The sequence below is a fragment of the Streptomyces sp. 5K101 genome (assembly GCF_046506645.1).
Taxonomy (GTDB): Bacteria; Actinomycetota; Actinomycetes; order Streptomycetales; family Streptomycetaceae; genus Streptomyces.
On the sequence record NZ_JBKFFO010000015.1, the window covers coordinates 14,408 to 37,880 of the forward strand.

The 23,473-nt window shown below is 70.8% G+C and carries 20 protein-coding genes and 2 pseudogenes; 15 read left to right on the forward strand and 7 right to left on the reverse strand.

Features of this window, described 5'->3' with window-relative positions; translation table 11 throughout:
* Positions 1-13 precede the first annotated feature (13 nt).
* On the reverse strand, positions 14-1,219 hold the full coding sequence (locus tag ACLB9X_RS25900; protein WP_410362808.1) for an AAA family ATPase: 1,206 nt from the start codon (positions 1,217-1,219) through the stop codon (positions 14-16).
* Between the two features lie 74 nt (positions 1,220-1,293).
* Positions 1,294-2,586, reverse strand: a complete 1,293-nt coding sequence (mdo, locus tag ACLB9X_RS25905) for an NDMA-dependent methanol dehydrogenase (RefSeq protein ID WP_410362809.1) — start codon at positions 2,584-2,586, stop codon at positions 1,294-1,296.
* A gap of 384 nt (positions 2,587-2,970) precedes the next feature.
* Here mdo and mftA point away from each other — a divergent pair, with 384 nt between their 5' ends.
* From mftA to ACLB9X_RS25955, 10 genes are all read left to right on the forward strand, one after another.
* The gene (gene mftA, locus ACLB9X_RS25910) at positions 2,971-3,096 is read left to right on the forward strand and encodes a mycofactocin precursor MftA (protein ID WP_410362810.1); all 126 of its coding nucleotides are present in this window, start codon (positions 2,971-2,973) and stop codon (positions 3,094-3,096) included.
* A gap of 13 nt (positions 3,097-3,109) precedes the next feature.
* Positions 3,110-3,427 (forward strand): mycofactocin biosynthesis chaperone MftB, encoded by a 318-nt coding sequence (gene mftB / locus ACLB9X_RS25915; protein ID WP_410362811.1) that lies wholly within the window; start codon positions 3,110-3,112, stop codon positions 3,425-3,427.
* Entirely contained in the window at positions 3,424-4,638 is a 1,215-nt protein-coding gene (mftC, locus tag ACLB9X_RS25920) for a mycofactocin radical SAM maturase (RefSeq protein ID WP_410362812.1), read from the forward strand. The genes mftB and mftC overlap by 4 nt, the downstream gene beginning before the upstream one ends.
* 52 nt (positions 4,639-4,690) lie before the next feature.
* The gene (mftD, locus tag ACLB9X_RS25925) at positions 4,691-5,863 is read left to right on the forward strand and encodes a pre-mycofactocin synthase MftD (RefSeq protein WP_410362813.1); all 1,173 of its coding nucleotides are present in this window, start codon (positions 4,691-4,693) and stop codon (positions 5,861-5,863) included.
* Position 5,864: 1 nt separating this feature from the next.
* Positions 5,865-6,644, forward strand: coding sequence for a mycofactocin biosynthesis peptidyl-dipeptidase MftE (mftE, locus tag ACLB9X_RS25930; protein ID WP_410362814.1), 780 nt, complete (start codon positions 5,865-5,867; stop codon positions 6,642-6,644).
* On the forward strand, positions 6,641-7,426 hold the full coding sequence (locus tag ACLB9X_RS25935; RefSeq protein WP_410362815.1) for a mycofactocin-coupled SDR family oxidoreductase: 786 nt from the start codon (positions 6,641-6,643) through the stop codon (positions 7,424-7,426). Before mftE ends, ACLB9X_RS25935 begins: the two co-directional genes overlap by 4 nt.
* A complete protein-coding gene (mftF, locus tag ACLB9X_RS25940; protein WP_410362816.1) occupies positions 7,423-8,979 on the forward strand; it encodes a mycofactocin biosynthesis glycosyltransferase MftF in 1,557 nt (518 codons plus the stop codon). The genes ACLB9X_RS25935 and mftF overlap by 4 nt, the downstream gene beginning before the upstream one ends.
* An 86-nt stretch (positions 8,980-9,065) precedes the next feature.
* Positions 9,066-10,961, forward strand: a complete 1,896-nt coding sequence (gene acs, locus ACLB9X_RS25945; RefSeq protein ID WP_410362817.1) for an acetate--CoA ligase — start codon at positions 9,066-9,068, stop codon at positions 10,959-10,961.
* 40 nt (positions 10,962-11,001) lie between these two features.
* Positions 11,002-11,676 carry an SDR family NAD(P)-dependent oxidoreductase gene (locus tag ACLB9X_RS25950; protein WP_410362818.1) on the forward strand — a complete coding sequence of 225 codons (675 nt, stop codon included), beginning with the start codon at positions 11,002-11,004 and terminating at the stop codon, positions 11,674-11,676.
* A 140-nt stretch (positions 11,677-11,816) separates the two neighbouring features.
* Positions 11,817-12,368 (forward strand): adenylate kinase, encoded by a 552-nt coding sequence (locus ACLB9X_RS25955; protein ID WP_410362819.1) that lies wholly within the window; start codon positions 11,817-11,819, stop codon positions 12,366-12,368.
* A 195-nt stretch (positions 12,369-12,563) separates the two neighbouring features.
* Here ACLB9X_RS25955 and ACLB9X_RS25960 read toward each other — a convergent pair whose 3' ends face one another.
* Positions 12,564-12,911 (reverse strand): hypothetical protein, encoded by a 348-nt coding sequence (locus tag ACLB9X_RS25960; RefSeq protein WP_410362820.1) that lies wholly within the window; start codon positions 12,909-12,911, stop codon positions 12,564-12,566.
* 1,026 nt (positions 12,912-13,937) lie between these two features.
* On the opposite strand from ACLB9X_RS25960, the gene ACLB9X_RS25965 reads away from it, so the two are divergent.
* Together ACLB9X_RS25965 and ACLB9X_RS25970 are read left to right on the forward strand one after the other, a co-directional pair.
* Entirely contained in the window at positions 13,938-14,708 is a 771-nt protein-coding gene (locus ACLB9X_RS25965; protein WP_410362821.1) for an ArsR/SmtB family transcription factor, read from the forward strand.
* A gap of 197 nt (positions 14,709-14,905) precedes the next feature.
* Positions 14,906-15,394 carry a YbaK/EbsC family protein gene (locus tag ACLB9X_RS25970; RefSeq protein ID WP_410362822.1) on the forward strand — a complete coding sequence of 163 codons (489 nt, stop codon included), beginning with the start codon at positions 14,906-14,908 and terminating at the stop codon, positions 15,392-15,394.
* Here the strand turns inward: ACLB9X_RS25970 and ACLB9X_RS25975 are convergent.
* From ACLB9X_RS25975 to ACLB9X_RS25990, 4 genes and pseudogenes are all read right to left on the reverse strand, one after another.
* A complete protein-coding gene (locus tag ACLB9X_RS25975) occupies positions 15,383-16,000 on the reverse strand; it encodes a LysE family translocator (RefSeq protein WP_410362927.1) in 618 nt (205 codons plus the stop codon). The genes ACLB9X_RS25970 and ACLB9X_RS25975 overlap by 12 nt on opposite strands.
* 150 nt (positions 16,001-16,150) lie before the next feature.
* Positions 16,151-16,291, reverse strand: a pseudogene (locus ACLB9X_RS25980) (2OG-Fe dioxygenase family protein); the annotation flags it as partial.
* Between the two features lie 116 nt (positions 16,292-16,407).
* Positions 16,408-16,833, reverse strand: a pseudogene (locus ACLB9X_RS25985) (2OG-Fe dioxygenase family protein); the annotation flags it as partial.
* Between the two features lie 213 nt (positions 16,834-17,046).
* Positions 17,047-19,587 (reverse strand): polysaccharide lyase family 8 super-sandwich domain-containing protein, encoded by a 2,541-nt coding sequence (locus ACLB9X_RS25990; protein ID WP_410362823.1) that lies wholly within the window; start codon positions 19,585-19,587, stop codon positions 17,047-17,049.
* Between the two features lie 775 nt (positions 19,588-20,362).
* On the opposite strand from ACLB9X_RS25990, the gene ACLB9X_RS25995 reads away from it, so the two are divergent.
* The 3 genes from ACLB9X_RS25995 to ACLB9X_RS26005 all read left to right on the forward strand — a co-directional run bounded on the left by ACLB9X_RS25995 (position 20,363) and on the right by ACLB9X_RS26005 (position 23,451).
* Complete coding sequence (locus ACLB9X_RS25995; protein WP_410362824.1) at positions 20,363-20,899, forward strand: hypothetical protein; 537 nt, start codon at positions 20,363-20,365, stop codon at positions 20,897-20,899.
* Between the two features lie 324 nt (positions 20,900-21,223).
* Complete coding sequence (locus tag ACLB9X_RS26000; RefSeq protein ID WP_410362825.1) at positions 21,224-22,447, forward strand: 3-deoxy-7-phosphoheptulonate synthase; 1,224 nt, start codon at positions 21,224-21,226, stop codon at positions 22,445-22,447.
* 218 nt (positions 22,448-22,665) lie between these two features.
* Complete coding sequence (locus ACLB9X_RS26005; RefSeq protein WP_410362826.1) at positions 22,666-23,451, forward strand: 2,3-dihydro-2,3-dihydroxybenzoate dehydrogenase; 786 nt, start codon at positions 22,666-22,668, stop codon at positions 23,449-23,451.
* Positions 23,452-23,473 lie beyond the last annotated feature (22 nt).

A 23,473-nucleotide genomic window follows, 5' to 3' on the forward strand; every position in this document is an offset into this window, starting at 1 on the left:
TCGGGTTCGCCTGTCAGTCCGCGCGACGGCGCGAGATCGCCGCGAAGGCGCGGGCGCCCTGACCGCCGCCGGCTGCGGTGCGCTGCGTGGGGCCGGGACCGGGTGCGCCGTAGTAGCCCTCGTCGTGCCGGCCCTGCCGGTCCATGGCTTCGCGCACCTGGCGCCCGTCCACCTCAGTGCTGTGCCCGTGCCCCGGACCGTGGTGGTGATGAGGGCCGTGGCCACCGTGGTGGTGCCCGTGACCGTCGTGGTGGAGGTTCGGTTCCGGCAGCGTGCGGTTGGGGTCGACGAGGCGCGGCAGCTCGCTCAGGGCCCGGTGCAGGTCGCGCTCGTACTTGAGCACGACGTTGGCCGTGTCGGCGAGCACCGCCGGGTCGAGTTCGTCGACGCCGAGGACGGCGAGGGTGCGGGCCCAGTCGACAGTCTCGGAGATGCTGGGGTTCTTGCGCAGTCGCAGCTCGCGCAGGCCCCGCACCACCTCCACGAGATGCCGGGCGGCGGCCTCCGGCAGCCCCGTGTCCTTGGCGCGCAGGATCTCCAACTCGCGCTCGGCGTCGGGGTAGTCGAGGAAGAGATGCAGGCAGCGGCGCTTGAGCGCGGCGGACAGATCGCGCGTGTTGTTGGAGGTCAGGACGACGTACGGGGGGATCTTCGCGGTGTAAGTGCCGATCTCCGGTACCGACACCTGGTACTCGGCCAGGCACTCAAGGAGGACCGCCTCCAGGGCCTCGTCGGCCCGGTCGACCTCGTCGATCAGCAGGACCGCGGGCTGCTCGCCGCGCACGGCGTCCAGCAGGGGGCGGGGCGCCAGGAACCGGTCGGAGAAGAAGACGCTGTCCTGCTCCTCGATCCGCTGTACCGCGGAGGCCAGGTCGGGCGCGTCGGCGGTGAGGTCGCCGATCTTGTCCCGCAGCATCTGGGTGTAGAGCAGCTGCTTGCCGTAGTCCCACTCGTACAGGGCCCGGCTCTCGTCCTGGCCCTCGTAGCACTGCAGGCGAAGCAGTCGGCGGCCGGTGGCGGCGGCGAGCGCCTTGGCGAGCTCGGTCTTGCCGACGCCGGCCGGGCCCTCCAGGAGCACCGGTTTCTCCAGGCGGGTGAGCAGGAACACGGTCGTGGCGAGGCGGCGGTCGGTGATGTAGCCGTGGGCGGCGAACCGCTCGGCGACGTCGTCGACCGAGCCGAACGCGGGATGCGGGGGATTCTGGGGTGTGGCGGACACGGTTCCTCCGTCCGATAGGGCGGGAGCGGGGGGCGACGTCCCAGTGCTGCCCCCCGCTCCCGGGCACGGGGTGCTCAGCCGAGCAGGTCGTCCAGGTCGCCGTTCATGCAGTGCTCGACGACAGGGCGGACGGTGTCGAACGTGCATTCCTTGGCGTTGCCCGGGGTGCAGGCGTCGCCGAGGACGTGGTTCGTGATGCGGTCGACGTCGGCTGCGTCGCCCTTGATGACCTTGGCCTGCTCGTAGAACTTCGTCGGACCCTGACCGAGCCGGTTCTTCGAGTACGTGTCCTGCTGGACGTCGACGAACTTCTCTGGGATGCCGACGTCCCGCAGCAGCCGGATGCCCGCCGCGAGCGCGGCCTCGGCCGCCTGGACCTTGGTCATGCCGTGCGTGTCGACACCCATCGCCTCGGCGATGTCCGCGAACCGCTCGTAGTGCGCGGGCATGTTGAACGCCCACACGCGGGGCAGCGCGATGGCATTGTTGAGGCCGTGGTGGGTGTCGTAGAAGGCGCTGACCGCGTGCGAGATGGAGTGGATGATGCCCAGGCCGCCGGAGTTGAACGCCTGCGCGGCGATGTACTGCGCGTACATCATGCCCTCGCGGCCGGCCAGGTCCTGGCCGTTCCACACCGCCTGCCGCAGGTGCCGTGCGGTCAGCCGGATCGCGTGCAGCGCGTTGCCCAGCGAGGGCTGGAAGTTGAGCCGCGACACGTACGGCTCGGAGGCGTGCGCCAGGACGTCGAAGCCGCACTGGGCGGTGTAGTCCAGCGGGCAGTCGTAGTAGAGCGTCGGGTCGTCGATGGCGAGAGTGGCCACCGACGCGTCGTCGAACGCCACGTACTTGTGCGGGTTGTCGGGGTCGGTCGTGGTGTCGGTGATGACATACGCCCACGAGGTCTCCGACCCCGTGCCCGCCGTCGTCGACACCGCGATGTGCGGCGGGTTCTTCGGGTTCTCCGACTTGTTGAAGCCCTCGAAGTCATTGACGTTGCGGCCGTCGTGGGCGACCGAGATACGGGCGCCCTTGCACGCGTCGTGCGAGGAGCCGCCGCCGATGGAGACGAACGAGTCGCACTTGTTCTCCTGGTACAGCGCCACGGAGTCCATGACGTTGTAGTCCTTGGGGTTCGACTCGACCTTGTCGTACAGCACGACCTCCAAGCCGTGGTACTTCATCGACTCGACGATCTTGTGCACGGTGTCGCTGCCGCGCAGCCCGGTTGTCATCACCAGGGTGCGCTTGAAGCCCAGTTTCTTGGCCTCCGGGCCGATCAGCTCGTGCGCGCCCGGCCCCATGAGGGCGCGGGGGAACGGGTGGAATTCCTTGATCGGGAACGGCTTGAGAAGTTCTTCGACCTGCATGATCGCGACTGTCCTCTCCGCGCGGTCGAGCCGCGCGTCCTGCGTCGACTGCTCCTTGGGCCCTGCCGACAGGGCCCACCGGCGGCGCAGATGTCCGGGTGGAGCACGGACGTGCCGGGAGTGGCGTGATTCACCCTCGGGGACCGGGCGGCGGGGCGATACCGGCCGCCCGGACGGCAGGCGGGAGCGGACGAAGGGGGCGCGCCCCGTCCGATCGGGCAGGGCGGCGGTGCGGGAGGGGCGCACCTGTCCGATCGGTCAGGGCGAGGGCGGCCCGAAGCAGGGCGTGAGCTGGGACGGACCTCGCCTAGCGTCGATGGTGTCCGGTCACCGCACGGCGGTACCGGAATTGCTCCAACTCCCCACCGCACCCGGAGGTTTGCCATGCAGGACGAGATCCGCACCGCCGCGCAGGACGACGACACCGTGGGCGCCGCCGCGGCCTGGGAGCTGACGGAGGAGCTCCTCGTCGAGGAGGTCTCCATCGACGGCATGTGCGGCGTCTACTAGAGAGCCCGTGCCGATGGCCCCGATGCCCGTGCCCGCCTCGACCGACGCGGCACTCGACGTGACGCGCCCCTACCGGCTCAGCCCCGGCGTCGCGCTGCGCCCCGAGCCCTTCGGGGCGCTCGCGTACCACTTCGGCAACCGCCGCCTGTCGTTCCTGAAGGCGCCGGAACTGGTCGAACTGGTCCGGGGGCTGGACCGGTACCCCAGCGTCCAGGACGCCCTGGCCGGCGTTCCCGACGCCCGGCGCGCCGCCTTCCTGCGCGCGCTGGCGTCCCTGGCCGCCGCCGACATGATCATCCCCCAGCGCAGTGGAACCGGAGCGCCGCGATGACCGTCCTTCACGATCCCCCGCAGACCGAGCGCGTGCCCGCCCTCGTCGAGCAGTTCAAGGGCGGCCTGCACGCTCCCATCTGCCTGACCTGGGAGTGGACCTACGGCTGCAACCTCTCCTGCGCGCACTGCCTGTCCTCGTCCGGGCGGCGCGACCCGCTGGAGCTGACCACCGACGAGATCAAGTCGGTGATCGACGAACTCCAGCGCATGCAGGTCTTCTACGTCAACGTCGGCGGCGGCGAGCCTACGGTCCGCCCCGACTTCTGGGAACTGCTGGACTACGCGATCGCCCACCAGGTCGGCGTGAAGTTCTCCACCAACGGACTGCGGCTCACTCCCGAGCGCGCCCGGCGTCTGGCGGCCACCGACTACGTAGACGTGCAGATCTCCCTCGACGGCGCCACTCGCGATGTCAACGACGCGGTCCGCGGACGGGGTTCGTACGACATGGCGGTGCGCGCCATGGAGAACCTCGCCGAGGCGGGATTCGAGGACTTCAAGATCTCAGTGGTGATGACCCGTCAGAACGTGCCGCAGCTGGACGACTTCGCGGCGATCGCCGACCGGTACGGCGCCCAGCTGCGGATCACCCGGCTACGGCCCTCGGGGCGCGGCGCGGACGTGTGGGACGAACTGCACCCCACCGCCGAGCAGCAGCGCGAGATCTACACCTGGCTCGTCGGCCAGGGCGAGAAGGTGCTGACCGGGGACTCCTTCTTCCACCTCAACGCGCTGGGCTCGGCGCCGATCCCGGGCCTCAACCTGTGCGGGGCGGGACGGGTGGTCTGCCTCATCGACCCGGTCGGCGACGTGTACGCCTGCCCGTTCGCCATCCACGACGCGTTCAAGGCGGGCAACGTCCGTTCGCCCGGCGGCTTCGAGCGCGTCTGGCGGGACTCCGAACTCTTCGCCGACCTGCGCCGACCCGCATCCGGGGGCGCGTGCGCGAGCTGCTCGGCGTACGACGTCTGCCAGGGCGGCTGCATGGCCGCGAAATTCTTCACGGGCCTGCCGCTGGACGGCCCGGACCCCGAGTGCGTCAAGGGGCACGGCGAGACGGCGCTGCGATCCGGGGGCCGCTCCGCTGTGCCGCCCCAGGGCAAGGACCATTCGCACCGGACTGTGCCCCTCGGCATGCCCGCCGTGCGGACCAGCCGTCCGGACCGCCTGTGCGACGAGAGCCCGCTGGCCGGCATGGAACAGCCGTGACCAGCTGTACAGCCCCGCCCCGCAGCCGAGACGACGAAAGAAGAGGATGGTCATGAGCGGATGGTTCGAGACGGTCTCCGAAGCCCAGCGACGGGCCTGCAAGAGGCTGCCGAAATCCGTCTACAGCGCGCTGCTCGCAGGCTCCGAGAAGGGTGTGTCCTACGACGACAACACCACCGCGTTCGCCGAGCTGGGGTTCGCGCCGCACGTGGCCGGCCTGTCGGCCAAGCGCCATCAGACGACGACGGTCATGGGCGAGCAGATCTCCCTGCCGGTGATCATCTCGCCGACCGGAGTGCAGGCGGTGCACCCCGACGGCGAGGTGGCCGTCGCCCGCGCGGCGGCGGCCCGGGGCACGGCGATGGGGCTGAGTTCGTTCGCGAGCAAGTCGCTGGGGGATGTCGTGGCGGCGAATCCGCAGACGTTCTTCCAGATGTACTGGATGGGCTCCAAGGACGCGATGGCACGCAGGATCGACGCCGCCCGCGAGGCCGGCGCCAAGGGACTGATCGTCACCCTCGACTGGTCGTTCTCGCACGGCCGTGACTGGGGCAGCCCGAAGATCCCCGAACGGCTGGACCTCAAGGCGATGACCCGGTTCGCGCCCGAGGCGCTGGCACGCCCGCGCTGGCTGTGGGACTTCGCGAAGTCCCGCCGGCTCCCGGACCTGACCGCGCCCAACCTCGCCGAGCCGGGCGGGGACGCCCCGACGTTCTTCGGGGCGTACGGCGAATGGATGCAGACGCCGCCGCCCTCGTGGGACGACGTGCGCTGGCTGCGCGACCAGTGGGACGGGCCGTTCCTGCTCAAGGGCGTCTGCCGGGTGGACGACGCCCGGCGAGCGGTCGACGCCGGGGTCACCGCGATCTCGGTGTCCAACCACGGCGGCAACAACCTCGACGGGACCCCGGCGGCGATCCGCGCCCTGCCGGCCGTCGTGGAGGCGGTGGGCGACCGGGTCGAGATCCTGCTCGACGGCGGCGTCCGCCGGGGCAGCGACGTGGTCAAGGCCCTCGCGCTGGGCGCGCGGGCCGTGATGATCGGCCGCGCGTATCTGTGGGGCCTTGCGGCGGGCGGCCAGACCGGTGTGGAGAACGTGCTCGACATCCTTCGCGGTGGCATCGACTCCGCGCTGCTGGGGCTCGGCCGCTCCTCCGTCCAGGAACTGACCCCCGACGACGTGTTGGTACCTCCGGGATTCACCCGGGTGCTGGGAGCGGACTGAAGTGGCCGTCCCCGCCGCCGTACCTCCCGAGCCCGAACGCCTGGCGGACCTGGCCTGGCCCGGACTCACCGGCCGCCGCCCCCTGGTGCTGCTGCCGCTCGGCTCCTGCGAACAGCACGGACCCCACCTTCCGCTGGACACCGACGCTGCGGTGGCCGCCGCGGTCGCCGAGCGCGCCGCGGCCTGGCTGCGCGGCGAGGTGGACCTGGTCGTCGCGCCGGTCCAGCCCTACGGGGCCAGCGGCGAGCACGAGGGCTTCCCCGGCACGGTGTCCATCGGTCACACCGCGCTGCGCCTCATGATCACCGAGATCGGCCGTTCGCTGCTGCGGTGGGCGGGCCGTCTCCTCGTGGTCAACGGCCATGGCGGCAACCTGACGAGCCTGGCCGACGCGGTGACCGGGCTGCGCGACGAGGGCTGGGAGGCCGCCTGGTGGCCCTGTGCCCCGCTGGGCGCCGACGCGCATGCCGGGCGGGCCGAGACCTCCATGATGCTGCGGCTGCGGCACGCGACCGTGCGCGCCGAGCAGGCGGTCGCGGGCCCCACCGACCCCGTCCATCTGCTGATGGACCGGCTGATCACCGAGTCGGTGCGCGGCGTCAGCCCCTCCGGCGTCCTCGGCGACCCCGCCGGAGCCGGCGCCGCCGAGGGCGAGCTGCTCCTCTGCCGCATGGCGGACGACCTCGCCGACGACATCCGCGCCTGGCGGGTCTCCGAACACGGCCGGCTCGGGACACCCGGGTACCGGCCAGTCAGCGCCCGGGCGGGAGCCGGGCGATGACCGGCCGCCGGGTCGCCGTCGTCACCGGTGCCGCCCGCGGCATCGGCGCCGCGACCGTACGGCGACTGGCCCGGGACGGCTGGTGCGTCGTCGCCGTGGACTCCTGCGCCGACGACCCCGACGTGCCCTATCCGCTGGCGACGCCCGGTCAACTGGCCGTGCTGGGCCGGGAGTACCCCATGGTCCACACGGTCCGGGCGGACGTGCGGGACGAGGGCGCGCTGCGGGCGGCGGTCGAGACGGCCGAGACCGTGTTCGGCGGTCTGGACGCGGCGGTGGCCGCGGCGGCCGTCATGCTCGGCGGCCGCCCGGTGTGGGAGCAGAGCGACGCCCAGTGGCGGACCCTGCTCGACGTCGACGTCATGGGTGTGGCCCACCTTGCGCGCGCCGCCGTACCCGCGCTGCTGCGCAGGCCCCTGCCCCGGCACGGCCGCTTCGTCGCCCTCGCCTCGGCCGCCGCGCACCGCGGGCTGTGGGGCCTGGGCGCCTACTGCGCGGCCAAGCACGCGGTGGTCGGCCTGGTGCGCGCTCTCGCCTGCGACCTGCGGGACACCGGGGTGAACGCGGTCGCCGTCTCCCCGGGCTCGACCCGGACCGACATGCTGCGGGCCACCGCCGGCCTGTACGGGCTGCCCGACGTCGAGCAGCTCGCCGAGCGGCAGCTCACCGGGCGTCCCCTGAACCCCGAGGAGGTGGCCGATGTGGTGGCCTGGGCCTGCTCGGCCGCGTCCTTCGCCGTGACCGGTTCGGTCCTGCGCGCGGACGGAGGGTTCACCGCATGAACCCCACGACCTGGCTCGTACGACACGACCGTCCCGTCCCGCCGGATCCCGGGCTGCCGTTGCCGCCGGACGCCCGGCTGCCCGACGGCTTCACCGTCGAGCTCGGCGCCGACACCCACCGCTCGCGCGACGGACGGCTCATGCTCGGCGGCTCGCCGCCCCGGCTGCTGCGGCTGGGGGCCACGGCCGCCCGCCTGCTGGACGGGGGCGGATTCACCGTCACCGGCCCGGCGAGCGCCGCGCTCGCCCGCCGCCTCCTGGACGCCGGAGCGGTACACCCGCGCCCGGCCCCCGCGCGGGTGGCCGACAGCACGATCGTCGTCCCCGTACGCGACCGCGCCGACCAGCTGGACCGGCTGCTGGCCGCCCTGCGGACTGACCCGGACACCGTGCACCTGCCGCTGCTGGTGGTGGACGACGGTTCCAGGGACCCGGCAGCCCTGGCCGCAGTGGCCCTCCGGCACGCCGCACGGCTGCTCGTCCACTCCTCCAACCTCGGCCCCGCCGCCGCCCGCAACACCGGACTGTGCCAGGCCCGCACCCCGTACGTGGCGTTCGTCGACTCCGATGTCGTGCCCGAGCCCGGCTGGCTCGCGCTCCTGCTGGCCCAGTTCGCCGACCCGATGCTGGCGCTCGCCGCGCCCCGGGTGGTCGCCCTGCCGGTGCCGGGGCCACGGCCCCTGGACCGGTACGAGGAGGTCCGCTCCCCGCTCGACATGGGCGCGCGGGAGGGACCGGTCGTCCCGCTGACCAAGCTGTCGTACGTCCCGAGCGCGACCGTCGTCGTCCGCCGCTCCGCCGTAGGTGCCGGCTTCGCTCCCGGTATGCGGGTGGGCGAGGACGTGGATCTGACCATGCGGCTGCACGAGGCCGGCTGGCGGCTGCGGTACGTTCCCGCCGCGCGCGTGGCCCACCGGCACCGCACCCACCTCTATGGGTGGCTGTCCCAACGGGCCGGCTACGGCACCGCCGCCGCCGACCTCGCGCTGCGGCACCCCGGGCAGGTGCCACCGCTGTACGCCGCCCCCTGGTCGCTGACCGCCTGCGCGCTGCTGCTGCGCGGCAGGCCCGTACCGGCCGCCGCCGCACTGGCCGCGACCGGGGCGGCCGCGGTACGGGTGGCCCGGCGCATGCCCGACGCCGACAACCCCGCCAAGGCGGGAGCGCTGCTGTCGCTGGCCGCGCTGTACGGCACCGCCGAGCAACTGCTCCGCTGCGCCACCCGCCACCACTGGCCGGTCACCCTGGCGGTCGCCGTCACGAGCCGCCGGGCGCGCTACGTCCTCGCCGCCGCGGCCCTCGCCGAGGGCCTCGCCGACCACCATCGCTCGGGCAGCTCGCTCGGACCGCTCACACACACGGCGATCCGCCGCCTCGACGACCTCGCCTACGGCTGGGGCGTGTGGCAGGGAGCCCTGCGTCACCGCACCACCGCGCCGCTGCTCCCGCGCATCGCCTCGCTCTCGGCGTGGCTGCGCTCACCCACCCAACTTGAGCCCCGGTCCGCCGACCAGGTTCGCCAACCTCGCACCAACCCTCACCGGCCACTGTGAAACGCCTGGTGACGGGCGCGCCGTACTCCCCCTCCCCTCACGGCGCGCCCGTCACCGGCACCCGCACCTTCCCTGGAGGATCTCCCATGCCGCCGCGCTCCGCTGACGACCTCGCTTCTGGCACGCCACCCATCGAACGCCTGGCATTCTGGGCGAAGCAGTCCCGGCACCTGACCTGGATGAGGCCGTGGGACCGCGTCCTGGACTGGTCGAACGCGCCGTTCGCCCGCTGGTTCACCGGTGGCAGGCTGAACGTGGCATACAACTGCGTCGACCGCCATGTCGAGGCCGGCCACGGCGACCAGGTCGCCTTCCACTGGGAGGGAGAGCCCGGCGACACCCGCACGATCACCTACGCCGATCTGAAGCGTGAGGTGTGCCGGACGGCCAACGCCCTGCTCTCCCTGGGCCTCCGGGCCGGTGACCGGGTGGCCATCCAGCTGCCCATGATCCCCGAAGCGGTGTTCGCGATGCTGGCCTGTGCCCGGCTGGGCCTCCCGCACAGCGTGGTGTTCGGCGGTTTCTCCCCGGCAGCCCTGCAGTCGCGGATCGAGGACGCCGAGGCCCGCCTGCTGATCACCTCCGACGGCCAGTACCGCCGGGGCCGGGCGGAGCCGCTGAAGGCGAACACCGACGAGGCGATCCGGAACACCCCCGGCGTCGAGCACGTCGTGGTGGTGCGGCGCACCGGCATCGACGTGCCGTGGACCGAGGGCCGCGACCTGTGGTGGCACGACCTGGTCGACGCCCAGCCCGACCACCACGCCCCGGAGTCGTTCGACGCCGAGCACCCGCTGTTCATCCTCTACACGTCCGGTACGACGGGCAGCCCGAAGGGCATCCTGCACACCTCCGGTGGCTACCTCACCCAGGCCGCGTACACCCACCGCACGGTCTTCGGCCTCGACCCCGACATCGACGTCTACTGGTGCACCGCCGACATCGGCTGGATCACCGGGCACTCGTACGTCGTCTACGGTCCGCTCGCCAACCGCGCCACGTCGGTCCTGTACGAGGGCACCCCCAACACCCCGCACGAGGGACGGCACTTCGAGATCATCGAGAGGTACGGGGTCTCCGTCTACTACACTGCGCCCACCCTCGTCCGCACGTTCATGAAGTGGGGCGAGCACATCCCGGCCCGCTACGACCTGTCCTCGATTGGCGTGCTCGGCAGCGTCGGAGAGCCCATCAACCCCGAGGCGTGGCGCTGGTACCGCAAGCACATCGGCGGCGACCGGGCCCCGGTGGTCGACACCTGGTGGCAGACCGAGACCGGCGCGATCATGATCGCCCCGCTGCCGGACGGGCCGCCCGCCAAGCCGGGCTCCGCGCAGACCCCGCTGCCCGGTATCTCCGCCAAGGTGGTCGACGACCAGGGCGAGGAGGTCGGCAAGGGCGAGAGTGGCTATCTGGTGCTCGACGAGCCGTGGCCCTCCATGCTGCGCGGAGTCTGGGGCGACGAGAGCCGGTACCGCGACACCTACTGGTCCCGCTTCGCCCATCGCGGCTACTACTTCGCCGGCGACGGTGCCCGCTACGACGAGGACGGCGACATCTGGCTGCTGGGCCGCGTCGACGACGTCATGAACGTCTCCGGGCACCGGATCTCCACCGCCGAGGTCGAGTCCGCGCTCGTTTCGCACCCCGCGGTGGCCGAGGCCGCGGTCGTCGGCGCGACGGACCCGACCACCGGGCAGGCCATCGTCGGCTTCGTCATCCTGCGCGGTGATGCGGCGGGAGAGGACGTCGCCGCGGCGCTGCGCGCGCACGTCGCCCAGGAGATAGGCCCCATCGCCAAGCCCCGTCAGATCATCGTGGTCCCGGAGCTGCCCAAGACCCGATCCGGGAAGATCATGCGCCGGCTGCTGCGCGACGTCGCGGAGAACCGTGAGGTCGGCGACGTCACCACGCTCGCCGACACGTCCGTGATGGACCTGATCCGCATTGATGCCGCCGACGGACCCCAGCAGACCGGCTGACCGGCGGCCACGAGGCGAACACGAGAGAAGGGAAGCGGAGATGGGACGGAATGCACCGCTGTCCGGCCGGGTTGTGCTCCTGACCGGAGCGGACGGCCCCGCCGAGGCGATGACGAGGAGACTGCTCTCGCAGGGTGCCCGGGTGGCGCTGGCCGGCGCCGTCGCCGCGAGCGCCGGTCTCGCGACGGCGCCCGGAAGCCGTGTACTGGCCCTGCCCTGCAACCTGGACAGCCCCGCTGAGACCGGGCGGGTGGTGGACACGGTCATCGACCGCTTCGGCCGCCTCGACCACCTGGTCAACCTCGTCGCGACCCGGACCTGCCCGGTCCCGCTGATGGAACTGGATCCCCTTTCCCTGAGCCACACCCTGCAACGGGACCTCGTGATGCCGCTCGCCTGGACCCAACGTGCCTACTGGCGCTGGATGGCAGCCCACGGCGGGTCGGTGGTCAACGTGGTGGCGAACGCGGTCCGCGACCACCCCCAGGACACTGTCCTGGCCGGTCTGACCGAGCTCACCGAATGGCTGGCGGCCGAACTCACCCCCCAAGTCGATGTACACACCCTCGTCCCGAACCCGGCGTTCGCCACCGCCGCGTACCAGGCGGGGATCACTGATGTCCTGCCCGACGTACTGACCCGCCGTGGCAATCGCATCCGGGGGCCCGTGCTCGTCCTGACCGAGGAGTGCGTCGACCCGCCCCGTGCCGCGTGACGACGGACGGGCGGGGAAGCCGGCGCACCCGACACACCACGACGTCACCTGATCATCCGCATCCGACGGCGCGCGACGCCGTCGCCACAACCATGCGCGCAAGTCCAGCGCGCACTCGACCGGAAGGCATGCGTCCACCGATGCGACTCGTCCTCATCGGCCCGCCTGGAGCAGGCAAGGGCACACAAGCCGCGATACTCGGCAAGAGACTCGAGGTCCCCCACATCTCCACCGGAGACCTGTTCCGCGAACACGTCGAGCGCCGCACAGCCCTCGGGCGGGATGCCAAGCGCTACCTCGACGCAGGCGAACTGGTACCCGACCACGTCACCGGCGGCATGGTCCGTGAACGCTTGGCGGAACCGGACGCGCAGCGCGGCTTCCTCCTCGACGGCTTCCCCCGCACCGTACGGCAGGCACACACACTCGCTCGCATACTGACCGCCGACAACCGTGAGCTCGACGCGGTCCTGGAGTTCACGGCACCCGAGGACGTGGTGGTCGAGCGGCTTCTCAGCCGCGGCCGGTCAGACGACACGGAGGAGGTCGTTCGGCACCGGCAGCGGGTCTACCGGGACCAGACAGCTCCCCTTCTCGCCCACTACGCCGACATCCGGCTGACGGTCCCTGCCGTCGGGCCGGTGGAGGAGATCGCCGACCGGGTATGGAGCTGCCTGCCGGGCGCGGCATGACGTCCGTGCGGTGAGCCGGTCTGGCCGGACAGCGCATTCCTCCCGGGATTCTCCTGCTATTGGCTGGCATTACCCTGCTATGACGTCGCGCTCGACTGGTGACAGTGGACCGCCAGGCTGTGGCCTCAGGGCCGGTACCTGCCATGGAGGGGACGTACAGCGTCGTGGCCGTCGCGGCCCCACTGGTCGTGCAATTCATCGAGGCTGGCAGGCGGCTTCGGAGCCGGGGGACGGGAGCTGGCGCAGAGGCAGAGGAGGGCGGTGAGGTGGGATGCGTGGGTGGGGCCAGGGGACGGCGGAACAGACCGTCCGGTCCGTACCTGCCAACCAGGGATATTCGCGCTGTCTCGCAGAGTCAGAGGAGGCGGCGTAGTCGAAGCGGGCCTGGTTGGTCTTGGGGTCGCGTGCCTCGACGAGTGTCACGGAGCTGGTGACGACGCGGATGTCCTCGGCCTCGGCGGCGGCCAGCCACTCGGTGAGCTCGGGTGTGCGGCGTACGAGTTTGGACAGGCCCTCGCAGTCCAGCACGAGGGTGCCGCTCACGCGGCGTCCGCCGAGCCGGCCGTGTCGCCGGCTCGCCCGCCGGCCGGGCCGGGATCGTCGCCGCCCGCTGGCACGAGGCGCAGCGTCACGCTCACAGGCCGAGGCCGCCCGTCAGGTCCTACGCCTCTCCTTCAGGTGGTCGCCGAGCAAACCCTCGCACCGTCCTCGACGGCTTCGCGGCCCTTCAGTCGAAGGAGCACGTGGGCCGGATCCTCGCCCGTTCACCGCCGTCCCCGACCGCATCCTTGCCGAAGCCCGCGGCCACAAACCCCACCAGCTCCAGGGGAGCAGCATTCGTTACTCGCAGGTAACTGGGGCTTGCGAGGCGACGCTTGGCGTGTCAAGATCTTTTCCGCAGTGTGCTGGGAACCCTGACCGATTCGGATCCGGTCTGCATCTTCTGGCGCACGTTGAGGCCTTCCCGACCAGTTGGCCTGCCCTTCCGGGGAGCGCGCTGCGCTGACGGTGCCCCAACAGGGCTTTTTGGCGGGATTAAATGCATGAGCGCATCTTCATGGCCATGGCGACCGCTGGCGTTGACGAGCGCGCATCCAGCACCGTGTGCGAACAACTGGACCCGCTACTCGAAGAAGCGCGCCGGGCGGCATTTCAGTTGAATCAAAGCGAATTAACTTACTCTTTACAAAGAAGTGTGTCGTCTCAGTACTCGAACAATTGGTTGCGAATCCAACCCCGGAACGGCGACCCTGTATCCCGACTGGAACCCGCCGTTTGCGGGGGCCGAACAACGGGGGTACACATGATTGAGGTTTCGCTGCGTCAATTTGAACGCGGGGCGGTACGGATCGCCAGCAGCTCTCTGTAAGAGACGTTCGGCAGCATCGGATTGCTCTCGTCGCATCACGGTCTCGCTCCCTGGCCCACACCAACTGGGCCAAGGCGGCGCGTCGTTCGTTGAACCGGACCGGTACGAACCTTCCGGGCTGGCTCGTCCACCTCTACCGTGCCTGCGGCGGAACGCTTCCCTCATTTCTTTCCGTCTTACCGTCCTCGACCAAGGGTGACTTGGGAGAGGGAACAGCGTTACTGCGAGCCGTTTCCCCGCCCCGCGTCCAAGCGGAACTGGAACAGCGGTTTCCGCAGGGAATTCCCGACGAAGTACGCGCGCTCCATTCGGACCCGGAAGCGCGAATCGCGGAGCTCTGTGATTTCCTCCCCGCATACTGGCGGGCCGCACTGGCCCCTTTCGCAGCTCCGCTGCGGGCCGCGACGGAGGAGGAGATCCTGCTGCGTGCCCGGATCCTGGCCACCCAGGGCCCGGATACGCTGTTCGGCACCCTGCACGGTCGGCTCTCGCGGCGCAGCGACGTCCTCCGGCTGGATGTCGGCACCATGCGCATCACCGTGCCCGACGTCTCCCAACTGGTCATTGTGCCCCTGCTGTTCGGTCGTGGTGCATCCTTCTTCGCCTCGGCGCCCGACGGCTCGGTGGCCCTGTCCTACCAGGCCAAGGGCGCCGCCGTACTCGTCGGAGACGCGCCGCCGGACCGGCGGGCGGATGCGCCCGCACGTGGAGACCGACTGGAGATCCTGCTCGGCCGCAGTCGGGCCGGCGTGGTCCGTGGTCTCGTCGTGCCCACCACCACCTCGGCCCTGGCCGCGACACTCGGCCTCGCGCCGAGCACCGTCTCCGAGCACCTCACCTCTTTGGTGGCGGCCGGCCTGGTGCAGCGTCGCCGGGCGGGCCTCCGGGTGCTCTATGAACTGGACGGCCCCGGCGCCGCGTTGGTCGAGTATCTGGACAACCGACGCAACCTGGCGGCAGAGCGCGGGTAGCCCTGCTGCCCCTGGCAGGATGGGGCCGCGCAACCCTGGGACGGGGCGGGCCGCATCCCCTGGGCCGGGCGGGACCAGGTGGCCTGGATATGCGAAGGCCCTGCCGGACCAGGAGACCGCGCGTCCGGACCCGCTCCACCGCCTTCTCGTCCTCAAACGCTGAGCCCTGAAAGCCCCTTGCGACAGGAGGATCTCTAATGACTGCGGACGACACCTACGGGAAGCTGCTCGCCCTGCTCGACGAACACGGCGCCGCCTACCGGGTGATCGAGCACGCTCCCGAAGGCGGCACCGAGGCGGTGAGCCGGCTTCGCGGCCACGAGCTTGCCCAGGCCGCCAAGTGCATCATCGTGATGGTGAAGATCGGCAAGAAGGAGAAGCGCTTCGCGCTGGTCGTCGTGCCGGGGGACAAGCGGATCGACCTGTCGGCGGTGAAGGCGCTGTACGGCGGCACCTACGCCTCCTTCGCCTCCCCGGACATCGCCGAGGAGCTCGCGGCCTCGCCGAGCGGGACCATCCTCCCCATCTCGTTCGACGAACGGCTGGAGCTGTTCGTCGATCCCGGCCTGCTGGCCCACCCGGAGTTCTTCTTCAACGCGGCGCGGCTCGACCGCTCGATCGCCCTCTCGACCGAGGACTACCGGAGCATCGCCGAGCCCCGCATCGAGCCGGTGTCACTGGACTGACGGGGTCAGCGCCAGGGCCATGCCGAGGCCGACGAGGACCGTGCCGATCACCTTGTTGAGCACGGTCTGCCGGCGCAGCAGCCGGGCGCGCAGGCTCTGGTTGGAGAAGAAGAGCGCGGCCAGACCGAACCAGACCAGGTGCGCGAACGACATGAAGAGGCCGTAGCCGATCTGCTGGACGACGGGGGTGTCGGCGCTCACGACCTGGGTGTAGGTGCTGAGCACGAACAGCATCGTCTTGGGGTTGAGGGCGTTCGTGAGGAACCCGGTGCGCAGCGCCCCCGCCTTCGACAGGCCGCCGTCCCCCGACAGGTCGATCTCCACCTGTGCCCTGGTGACGAACGTCTTGTACCCGATGAACACCAGGTATGCGGCTCCGACCAGCTTCATTGCCGTGAAAAGCGCCGGAGACCGGGACACCAGCAGTCCCACGCCGAGCATCGTGTACGTGACGTGGACGAGAACACCCAGCGATATACCGACCGCCGCGAGTATTCCCGCGGTCCGGCCGTACAAATAGCTGTTGCGGACGGTCATCGCGAAGTCCGCTCCAGGGCTGATGACAGCCAGAATGGTAATGACCGCTACGGCGATGATCTGACCCATTTTCCCGTTTTCTCGCTCTGTGGCGCCGGGTGAGGGACGTCGAAACGAAACGCCCCTCACCCGCCCCGGACGCCAGGGCTTGTGACGGTACGTGATCACCAGTACGTCGCGCGAGGCAGGAGTCCCGGAGTCCAACTGCTCGATGGGTGACACGCCGTGGAAGACCCGCTCGTCGTTGACGAGTGCCAGGTCGAGCGGGTCGGTCAGGGTGAACTTCTCCAGCGGTTCCTGCTCCAGGTTGAAGACGGTGCTCTCGCCGCCGATGGCGTTGGACCGCCCGACCATGGCCATGAGGACGAAGGTGACGCCGTCCCGGTGGACGCCCTCGGGTGTGGGCTTGCCGACCTCTTCGCCGTCGAGACCTCGATGCGGAACCGGTGGACCTCGATGTGCCAGGCGGAGTAGGGGGCGAGCCGGCCGAAGATGTCGCAGCCCAGGGTGACGAGGCTGTCCATGGTGCTGCCACGCAGGATCTGCTCCTCGAACGGCTCGTAGTGCCGGGCGACGCCGCCGTTGAGGTTGTTGAAGTCCACCGTCTGGTAGTGCGGTCGGTGGGTCTCGACGCGGTAGTCGTTGCTCGCCCGGGGTGCGGCCAGCGTGGCGTGCCTGCGACGGCGGTAGCGGCCGCCGTCGGCCATGTATCCGTCGAGCGGCATCCTGTTCCAACTGTCGCGGAACGCGTCCAGGTCGGCGAGTGCGTTTTCGGACCGCTGCGACAGAAGATTCTTCACCCTGCCGCCGGCGACCAGGTCGTAACTCCTGGCGGAGAGTGATTCGCAGCTTTCCTCGACTCCGGCTACGTACTGCGCAGACATTTTTCCCCTCGGGTCCATGATCGCTGCCGTGTTCGATCATGGAATTTCCCTGCGCCGGTGTCAACAGATCTGTGATCTATTCCCTATTCCTCGGGAAGGAATGGGGAAGAACGCGGTGTTTCGGTTCTGGCCGAATCTCTAGAAGTTCATTTTCTCGGTGATTGAATTGGGGCGTGGCCGCGCATTACCTCGGCGGAGCAGTAGCAGGGCACGATTCCGTCCGACCGCCCTTCACCGCCGCAGCGTCGCCCCGAAGCTGCGGCCGTACGCCTGGTGCGTCGTCACCTCGACGCGGGTGCCGCAGGGGGTCGGGGTGACCCGGACCCCGTGGTCCGCGTCGACCGGTCGCAGGGGGCGGCCGCGGAGTGTGAGGGTGATCGTCCGGCGTTCGGTCGTCGGGTCGGAGACCGCGAGGGCCGTCGTGCCGCCCGGGGACCTGCGCAGGAGCACCGAGGCCGGGCCGTCGATCACGAGGCGTTCCACGTGGTGGGTGCCCGGGGTGAAGGTGTTCGCGGCGACGAGGCCCAAGTGCGCGTGTTTCACCGCCTGCGCCTGGGGCGTGTTGGTCAGGACGGTCAGCGGACCTCGTGCGTAGGAGGCCGCCTGGCGGGCGGTGGCGTGGGGGAGGACGGCGTAGGCCATGGCCGTGGGCGGGCCCGCTGCGGGCAGGTCGAGCGAGAGCGTGAAGACCCGCTTCGTCACCGGAGCCGCCGGGTTCGCCTGGCGGACCACGCGGCGGCTGCGGGTGACCGTCTCCAGGGTCGCCGTGGGGTCGGGGCCGTCGAGGAGGGCGTAGCCGACCGCGGTGCCGCGGGTGGTGTTGGCGTACCGCAGCCAGGCCAGGGGCGCCGTGCCGGTGCCCGACCACGGGCTGCCGTCGCGGAGGCCGCCGGTGAGGGCGACGGTGTCCGACGGCGCCGCGATCCGGGCGTCGACCGTGGTCGTCACCGCCCGGCCCGCCGGGTCGCCCACGCCCGCCGCGAGCACCACGATCTCGTCGTCGAGCAGGAACCACGACTTCGTCGCGCGGGCGCCGCGATAGGCCACGAAGTCGTCGGGGAGGGCGCCGGCCTGCTTCGCGGTCCACGGGACGTCGTCGGCCAGGACCATGCCGGCCGCGCCGTAGGCGCCGAGCCGGGCGCCGCCCGAGAAGGGGTGCGTGGCGCGGGGGAAGTAGACGTAGGTGTTCTGCGACTGCGACGACGCGGTGAATCCGCGGGCCGGGTTGTCGTACCAGAGGCCGCCGTAGAGTTCGGGGACCGTACGGCGGGCCTCCACGGGGGCGGTGACGCCGGCGAGGCGGTAGGGGGAGACGGCCGTGTAGTAGTCGACGCCGTACGCCTGCGTCTGGTCCTCGCCCGAGAGGTAGAGGTAGTGGGCGCCGTCGCCGTGGAACCAGGGCATCAGGTTCTCGCCGTTCATGTACTCGTACTTGCTGATGCGAGCCGAACTGCGCGCGAGGGCGAAGGCGTAGCCGGGCCGGCGGTGGACGGTCCGGTCCATGGCGTTGAAGGCGGTGTGGTGGACGGCTGGGGTCAGGTCCCTCGCGGGGACGGGTGAGGCGAGGATGTCCGCGTGGCGGGCGATGCTGACCGGCGACACGAAACCCGCGGGGTTCAGGGGCGACTTCGACGACCGGTGGATGTGCTTGACGTAGGCCGCGAGCGCGGCGGCGTCGGCTCCGGTGGCGTAGGAGGAGAGGTCGACGACGGCCTCGACGACGGCGGCGGCGTCGCTGTAGCCGGTCGTGGTCCGGGAGACCCCGCGGCCCTTGACGATCTCCATCATCCAACCCTCGAAGATCACCGGGGCGAAGCCGTCGGCGACCCAGCGCCGCACGGTGCCGGTGAAGTCCTCGCCGGGGGCGTAGGCCGTGCCGTCGAGGATCTTGACGGTCTGGACGACACGGGTCAGCAGGCCCTTGCCGTACGAGCCCGTGTAGGCGACGGAGGCGTGCTGGACGAAGGAGCCGTCCGCGTAGAACCCGTCGGTGACGCCGTGCCGCAGGTCGTACGGGTCGATCGTGGCGAAGACGGTCAGCTGGTCGGCGACGGCCTTGCGGATGCGGGCGTCGTCGCCGAGGACGGCGCCCTGGAGGATCCGGTTCGTCGTGATGTCGGCCAGGTTGGCACCGGTGTGGAACCGCGAGTCGAGGTCGACGTCGCCGTCCTTGCCGTTGCGCAGATAGGCGTCCATGGAGGCGACGTAGGCGGCCGGGAGACCGGGGGCGAGAGCCGCGATGTCGTCCTTGAGCAGGACGAGGATCCTGCTGACGTGGGTGGAGATGCCGATCTCCCACGTGAACCAGTTGCCGTAGTAGCCCTTCGACTGGTCGCCGTAGTACGCCTCGTGCAGGTGGACCAGGCCGTCGACCACCCGCCGCCGCACCACCGGGTCGTCCCGCAGGTCCGAGGCGGCGGGGCCGGGGGTGCAGGTGGCGAGCGCGATCTCGTACAGGTACTGGAACGACCTGTTCAGGTTCGGGTCGCTCGTGCCGAGCGGGACGCCCTTGAAGAGCTCGCCGGGTCCGGCGTCGTCCATGGCGGTGAGCCGGGCGCGGGCCGTCGACTCGATGGAGGCGAGTTTCGGGGCGACCTCCGGGCGGGCGTTGGACTCGGCGGTGCCGGCGAACACGGCGGTGGTGTTGCGGAGCAGTGCGGCGTGGTCGGATCCGGAGGACGTGCGGGGCGCGGCCGCCGCCCGGGACTGTCCCGCGGCCGGCACGGCCACCGCGGGGAACAGGGACAACAGGGCGCGACGCGAAAGATGCACCTGGGCTCCAGGGTCAGCCGGGAAAGCGCTTGCCGCGCATCCAAGCAACGGCGACCACCCCTGTCAACGACAGCGGCGGCCCCCTGTCCACGGTAGGCCGTCGTGGGCGTCGCGCGGGGCACCGTCCAGGTTCAGGGGCGGGCCGGCCGTGAGATCAGCGTGGCTTCCATCACCGCCGGGTCGGAATGACGATTCCGCTTCCGCGGCCGGGAGACGGTCGAACGGACGAGAGCCCCGGCACCCGAGGTGCCGGGGCTCTCTCTGTCCGCGAATCCGGCCGCGGCGGCGACACTCCCCCGAGTGTGGTTTCCCCACGCCGAGCACCAGCGGGCCGGATCCGATGAACCGATCCAAACAGCCCTCTCCAACAGATCGCTAACATGGGCCCGACGCCCACGGACGGGCGGTACGGGGAGGAAGACGATGCGGTTCGGCTTCCCCAGCGCCCTGGGGCGCGCGATCGCCCCGGGGGCGCGCGGCCGGCCCGCGCGCCTGGGCATATGACAAGGTCGGCCGCCGTGTCTTGTCCGCGGCGCGCGGGACCCGGCAGAGTCGCTGCGCACCAAGCACGGCCTGAGTTCCGTGGGCGGGTCGGGGGCCTGACCGACCAGGCTCTTCGAGGATGCCGGTCCTCCTCGCCAACGCGCCTCGCTCCACAGTATGTTGATGGTTCGTCACCGATTGTGGCCGCGGGGTCCGGTCGCCCTCCGGCGGCGCCGGGCTCCGGTACGTCCGGCAGCCGCCGCGCGTCACGGGGAAGAAGAACATGATGCGGATGGAAGAGAGCACGGTCCGGCTGCCGCTCAACGAGGCGGCGTGGATCCGCGCCGTACGGACGGACCCGGTCGCCGTGGCGCTGGAGTCGGCCGGGTACGACGTGTCCGTCGACGCGCTGGACGCCGAGGTCGGCCCGGCGCCCGAATGGGCGGTCACCGACGAGGAGGACGGCGGCGAGGGCGGACTCGGCCTGCGGCTGGGCCTCGGCTACCGGATCGGCGGCACCCTGCTGTGCACGGCACGGGTCTGGCTGCCGCGGGCGGTGTCCGTGCCGCAGGTCCCGGCCCTGTGGCCGCTGTGCCGCTGGGAGGAGCCGCTCCAGCTGGTCGACGACCTGCGCTGCCGGATGCCGTACGCCCAGGAGCGGGCCCGCTTCGGGCTGCGCGACCAGGTGCCGGTGCTCGAACTGGAGCGCACCGGTGTGACGCTCACGGGCCGCATCACCGACCAGATGCTCCTGGTGCTGCCGGCCGACCGGGTCGTGCTCGGCCAGGGCGCGCTGCGCATGCGCCGCACCACGGTGCAGGCGGCCTGACCCCACCCCGCTGCCGGCGAAAAATACCGCCCGCCCTCTTTCTCGAAGGAAAAAGGACGGGCGGCTTTTTTGTGCCCGCGCGACCTGACCAGGTACTGCCCATACTTTCTGGATTCGCCGTCACCTGACAGAAAAAGGGGCCGACTTTGTCGTGAAAATGCGGCGTCTGCGTCACGTGACGAAGTGCGCAGGTCGGTTTTGACCCATCAAATTCCCGCCCCGAGACTCGACTTGGGGTTCGATTCTCGGAAATCCGGGACGGGATGGGAGTCGATAACCCGGAGCCGTAGCAACGATGGGGAATTCTCACGATGGAGGTCCTGGGTGACGAGTCATACAATCTCGGAAAGGCCGACCGGATTCGGAGAAGCGCTTCCTGAGAGCGAAACCCGGCGCTGGCGAAGGCTGCCGGCTCTGCAGCAGCCCGAATGGGAGGACGCCGAGGCCGCTGCCCGGGCCGCGCGCGAGCTCTCCCTGCGACCACCACTCGTCGCGGTGGAGGAGATACGGACCCTCGGCTATCTGCTGGCAGAGGTGGCCGAGGGGCTGCTCCAGGTGGTCCAGGCGGGCGACTGCGCCGAGGACCCGCTCGAATGCCAACCCGAGTACGTCATACGCAAGACGGCGCTGCTGGACGCCCTCGCCGGCGTCATGTCGCTGAACTCGCTGCGTCCGGTCCTTCAGGTGGGCCGGATGGCGGGGCAGTTCGGCAAGCCGCGCTCCAGCTCGACCGAGGTCGTCGGCGGGGTCGAACTGCCGGTCTACCGCGGCCACCTGGTCAACAGCCCGGAGGCCGACCCGGAACTGCGCAGGCCCGACCCGGGCCGGCTGCTGTCCGGGCACGACGCGGCGGCGACGGCGATGGACGCGCTGCGGTCGCGTTCCGTGCGGTCGCTCTCGCCGGTCGACGCACCGGTCTGGACGAGCCACGAGGCGCTGGTGCTCGACTATGAGCTGCCGCAGCTGCGCCGTGACGAGGAGGGCCGCCTGGTCCTCACCTCGACGCACTGGCCGTGGATCGGCGACCGGACCCGGCAGCTGGACGGCGCGCATGTCGACCTGCTGGCCTCCGTCGCCAACCCGGTGGCGTGCAAGGTCGGCCCGAGCATGGACCGCGACGGGCTGCTCGCGCTGTGCGAACGGCTCGACCCGGACCGTATGCCGGGCCGGCTGACGCTCATCTCCCGGATGGGCGCCGACCGGGTCGCGGAGCGGCTGCCCGAGTTCGTCCACGCGGTGCGGGAGGCCGGGCACCCGGTCATCTGGCTGTGCGACCCGATGCACGGCAACACGTTCGGTTCGTCCGACGGCTTCAAGACCCGCCTCGTCACCACGGTGATCCGTGAGGTGGAGGAGTTCCAGAAGGCCGTCACCGACGCCGGCGGCACGGCGGGCGGACTGCATCTGGAGACCACGCCCGACGCGGTCTCCGAGTGCGTCCACGACGCCTCGCTGCTGGACCGGGTCGGGGACAAGTACACGAGCCTGTGCGACCCGCGGCTCAATCCCCGCCAGGCCCTGGAAGTCGCCGCCGCCTGGCGCGTCTAGGCGAACGGCACGAGGAACGGCGCGACCCGCACGACGTGACGGAACCGGCCGAAACGCCTCACGGAAAACCGCACGGGTCCTTTCTCCGTGCGGCAGCCACACCCGTACATCCGCAGCAGGAAATGGCGGCGAGCCGCCGGGATTTCGTGGTGCGGCAATACAGCCCACCGGAATCCCGGCGGCTTCGGCCGCCGCAATCCCCGAGCTTTGGGACCACGATGAATGTCGACAAGACGGAAAAGAAGGTAGCCCTCGTCACCGGTGCGGCCGGTGGCATCGGCGAAGCAGTGGTGCGTGCTCTGGCGGCCGACGGCGCCGCGGTCGCCATGGTCGACCGGAATCTGGAGCCACTGGAGGAACTGGCCAAGGAACTGCGCGCAGTGGGGCAGGTGGCGGAGGCCTATCCCGCGGATGTCACGAACAGCGCCGACGTCGATGCCGTGGTGGACGCGGTCGAGCAGCAGCTCGGCGGCATCCAGTACCTGGTGAACGGCGCCGGCGTGCTCCGCCTCGGCAAGGCGAAGGCGCTCACCGACCAGGACTGGGCCACGACCTTCGCGGTGAACACCAGCGGCGTGTTCTTCATGTCCCGCGCGGTCGTCAACCGCATGGTCGAGCGCGGCTCCGGCGCGATCGTGACGATCGCCTCCAACGCCGCCGGCACGGCCCGCGTGGACATGTCCGCGTACTCCGCGTCCAAGGCCGCGTCCACCATGTTCACCAAGGTTCTCGGCCTCGAGGTGGCGCGGTACGGGATCCGCTGCAACGTGGTGGCGCCCGGTTCCACCGACACCCCGATGCTGACCTCCCTGTGGGACGACGGCAGCGCGGCGCGCTCCTCGATCGACGGCGTACCCGGCGCCTTCCGCGTCGGCATCCCGATGGGACGGCTGGCCCAGCCCTCGCACATCGCCGACGCCGTGCTGTTCCTCCTGTCCGACCGGGCATCGCACATCACCATGCACGACCTCACCGTGGACGGCGGTGCCTCGCTCGGCCACTGACCGCCCCGTACCCACCAGCCGA

Excerpts from the sequence above, each read along its gene's own strand:
- mftD (WP_410362813.1), top strand. The coding sequence starts at position 4,691 with ATGAGCGGATGGTTCGAGACGGTCTCCGAAGCCCAGCGACGGGCCTGC.
- ACLB9X_RS25935 (WP_410362815.1), top strand. The coding sequence starts at position 6,641 with ATGACCGGCCGCCGGGTCGCCGTCGTCACCGGTGCCGCCCGCGGCATC.
- ACLB9X_RS26005 (WP_410362826.1), top strand. The coding sequence starts at position 22,666 with ATGAATGTCGACAAGACGGAAAAGAAGGTAGCCCTCGTCACCGGTGCG.
- ACLB9X_RS25995 (WP_410362824.1), top strand. The coding sequence starts at position 20,363 with ATGGAAGAGAGCACGGTCCGGCTGCCGCTCAACGAGGCGGCGTGGATC.
- acs (WP_410362817.1), top strand. The coding sequence starts at position 9,066 with ATGCCGCCGCGCTCCGCTGACGACCTCGCTTCTGGCACGCCACCCATC.
- mftA (WP_410362810.1), top strand. The coding sequence starts at position 2,971 with ATGCAGGACGAGATCCGCACCGCCGCGCAGGACGACGACACCGTGGGC.
- ACLB9X_RS25970 (WP_410362822.1), top strand. The coding sequence starts at position 14,906 with ATGACTGCGGACGACACCTACGGGAAGCTGCTCGCCCTGCTCGACGAA.
- mftF (WP_410362816.1), top strand. The coding sequence starts at position 7,423 with ATGAACCCCACGACCTGGCTCGTACGACACGACCGTCCCGTCCCGCCG.
- ACLB9X_RS25975 (WP_410362927.1), bottom strand. The coding sequence starts at position 16,000 with ATGGGTCAGATCATCGCCGTAGCGGTCATTACCATTCTGGCTGTCATC.
- ACLB9X_RS25955 (WP_410362819.1), top strand. The coding sequence starts at position 11,817 with ATGCGACTCGTCCTCATCGGCCCGCCTGGAGCAGGCAAGGGCACACAA.
- mdo (WP_410362809.1), bottom strand. The coding sequence starts at position 2,586 with ATGCAGGTCGAAGAACTTCTCAAGCCGTTCCCGATCAAGGAATTCCAC.
- mftB (WP_410362811.1), top strand. The coding sequence starts at position 3,110 with ATGGCCCCGATGCCCGTGCCCGCCTCGACCGACGCGGCACTCGACGTG.
- ACLB9X_RS25950 (WP_410362818.1), top strand. The coding sequence starts at position 11,002 with ATGGGACGGAATGCACCGCTGTCCGGCCGGGTTGTGCTCCTGACCGGA.
- mftC (WP_410362812.1), top strand. The coding sequence starts at position 3,424 with ATGACCGTCCTTCACGATCCCCCGCAGACCGAGCGCGTGCCCGCCCTC.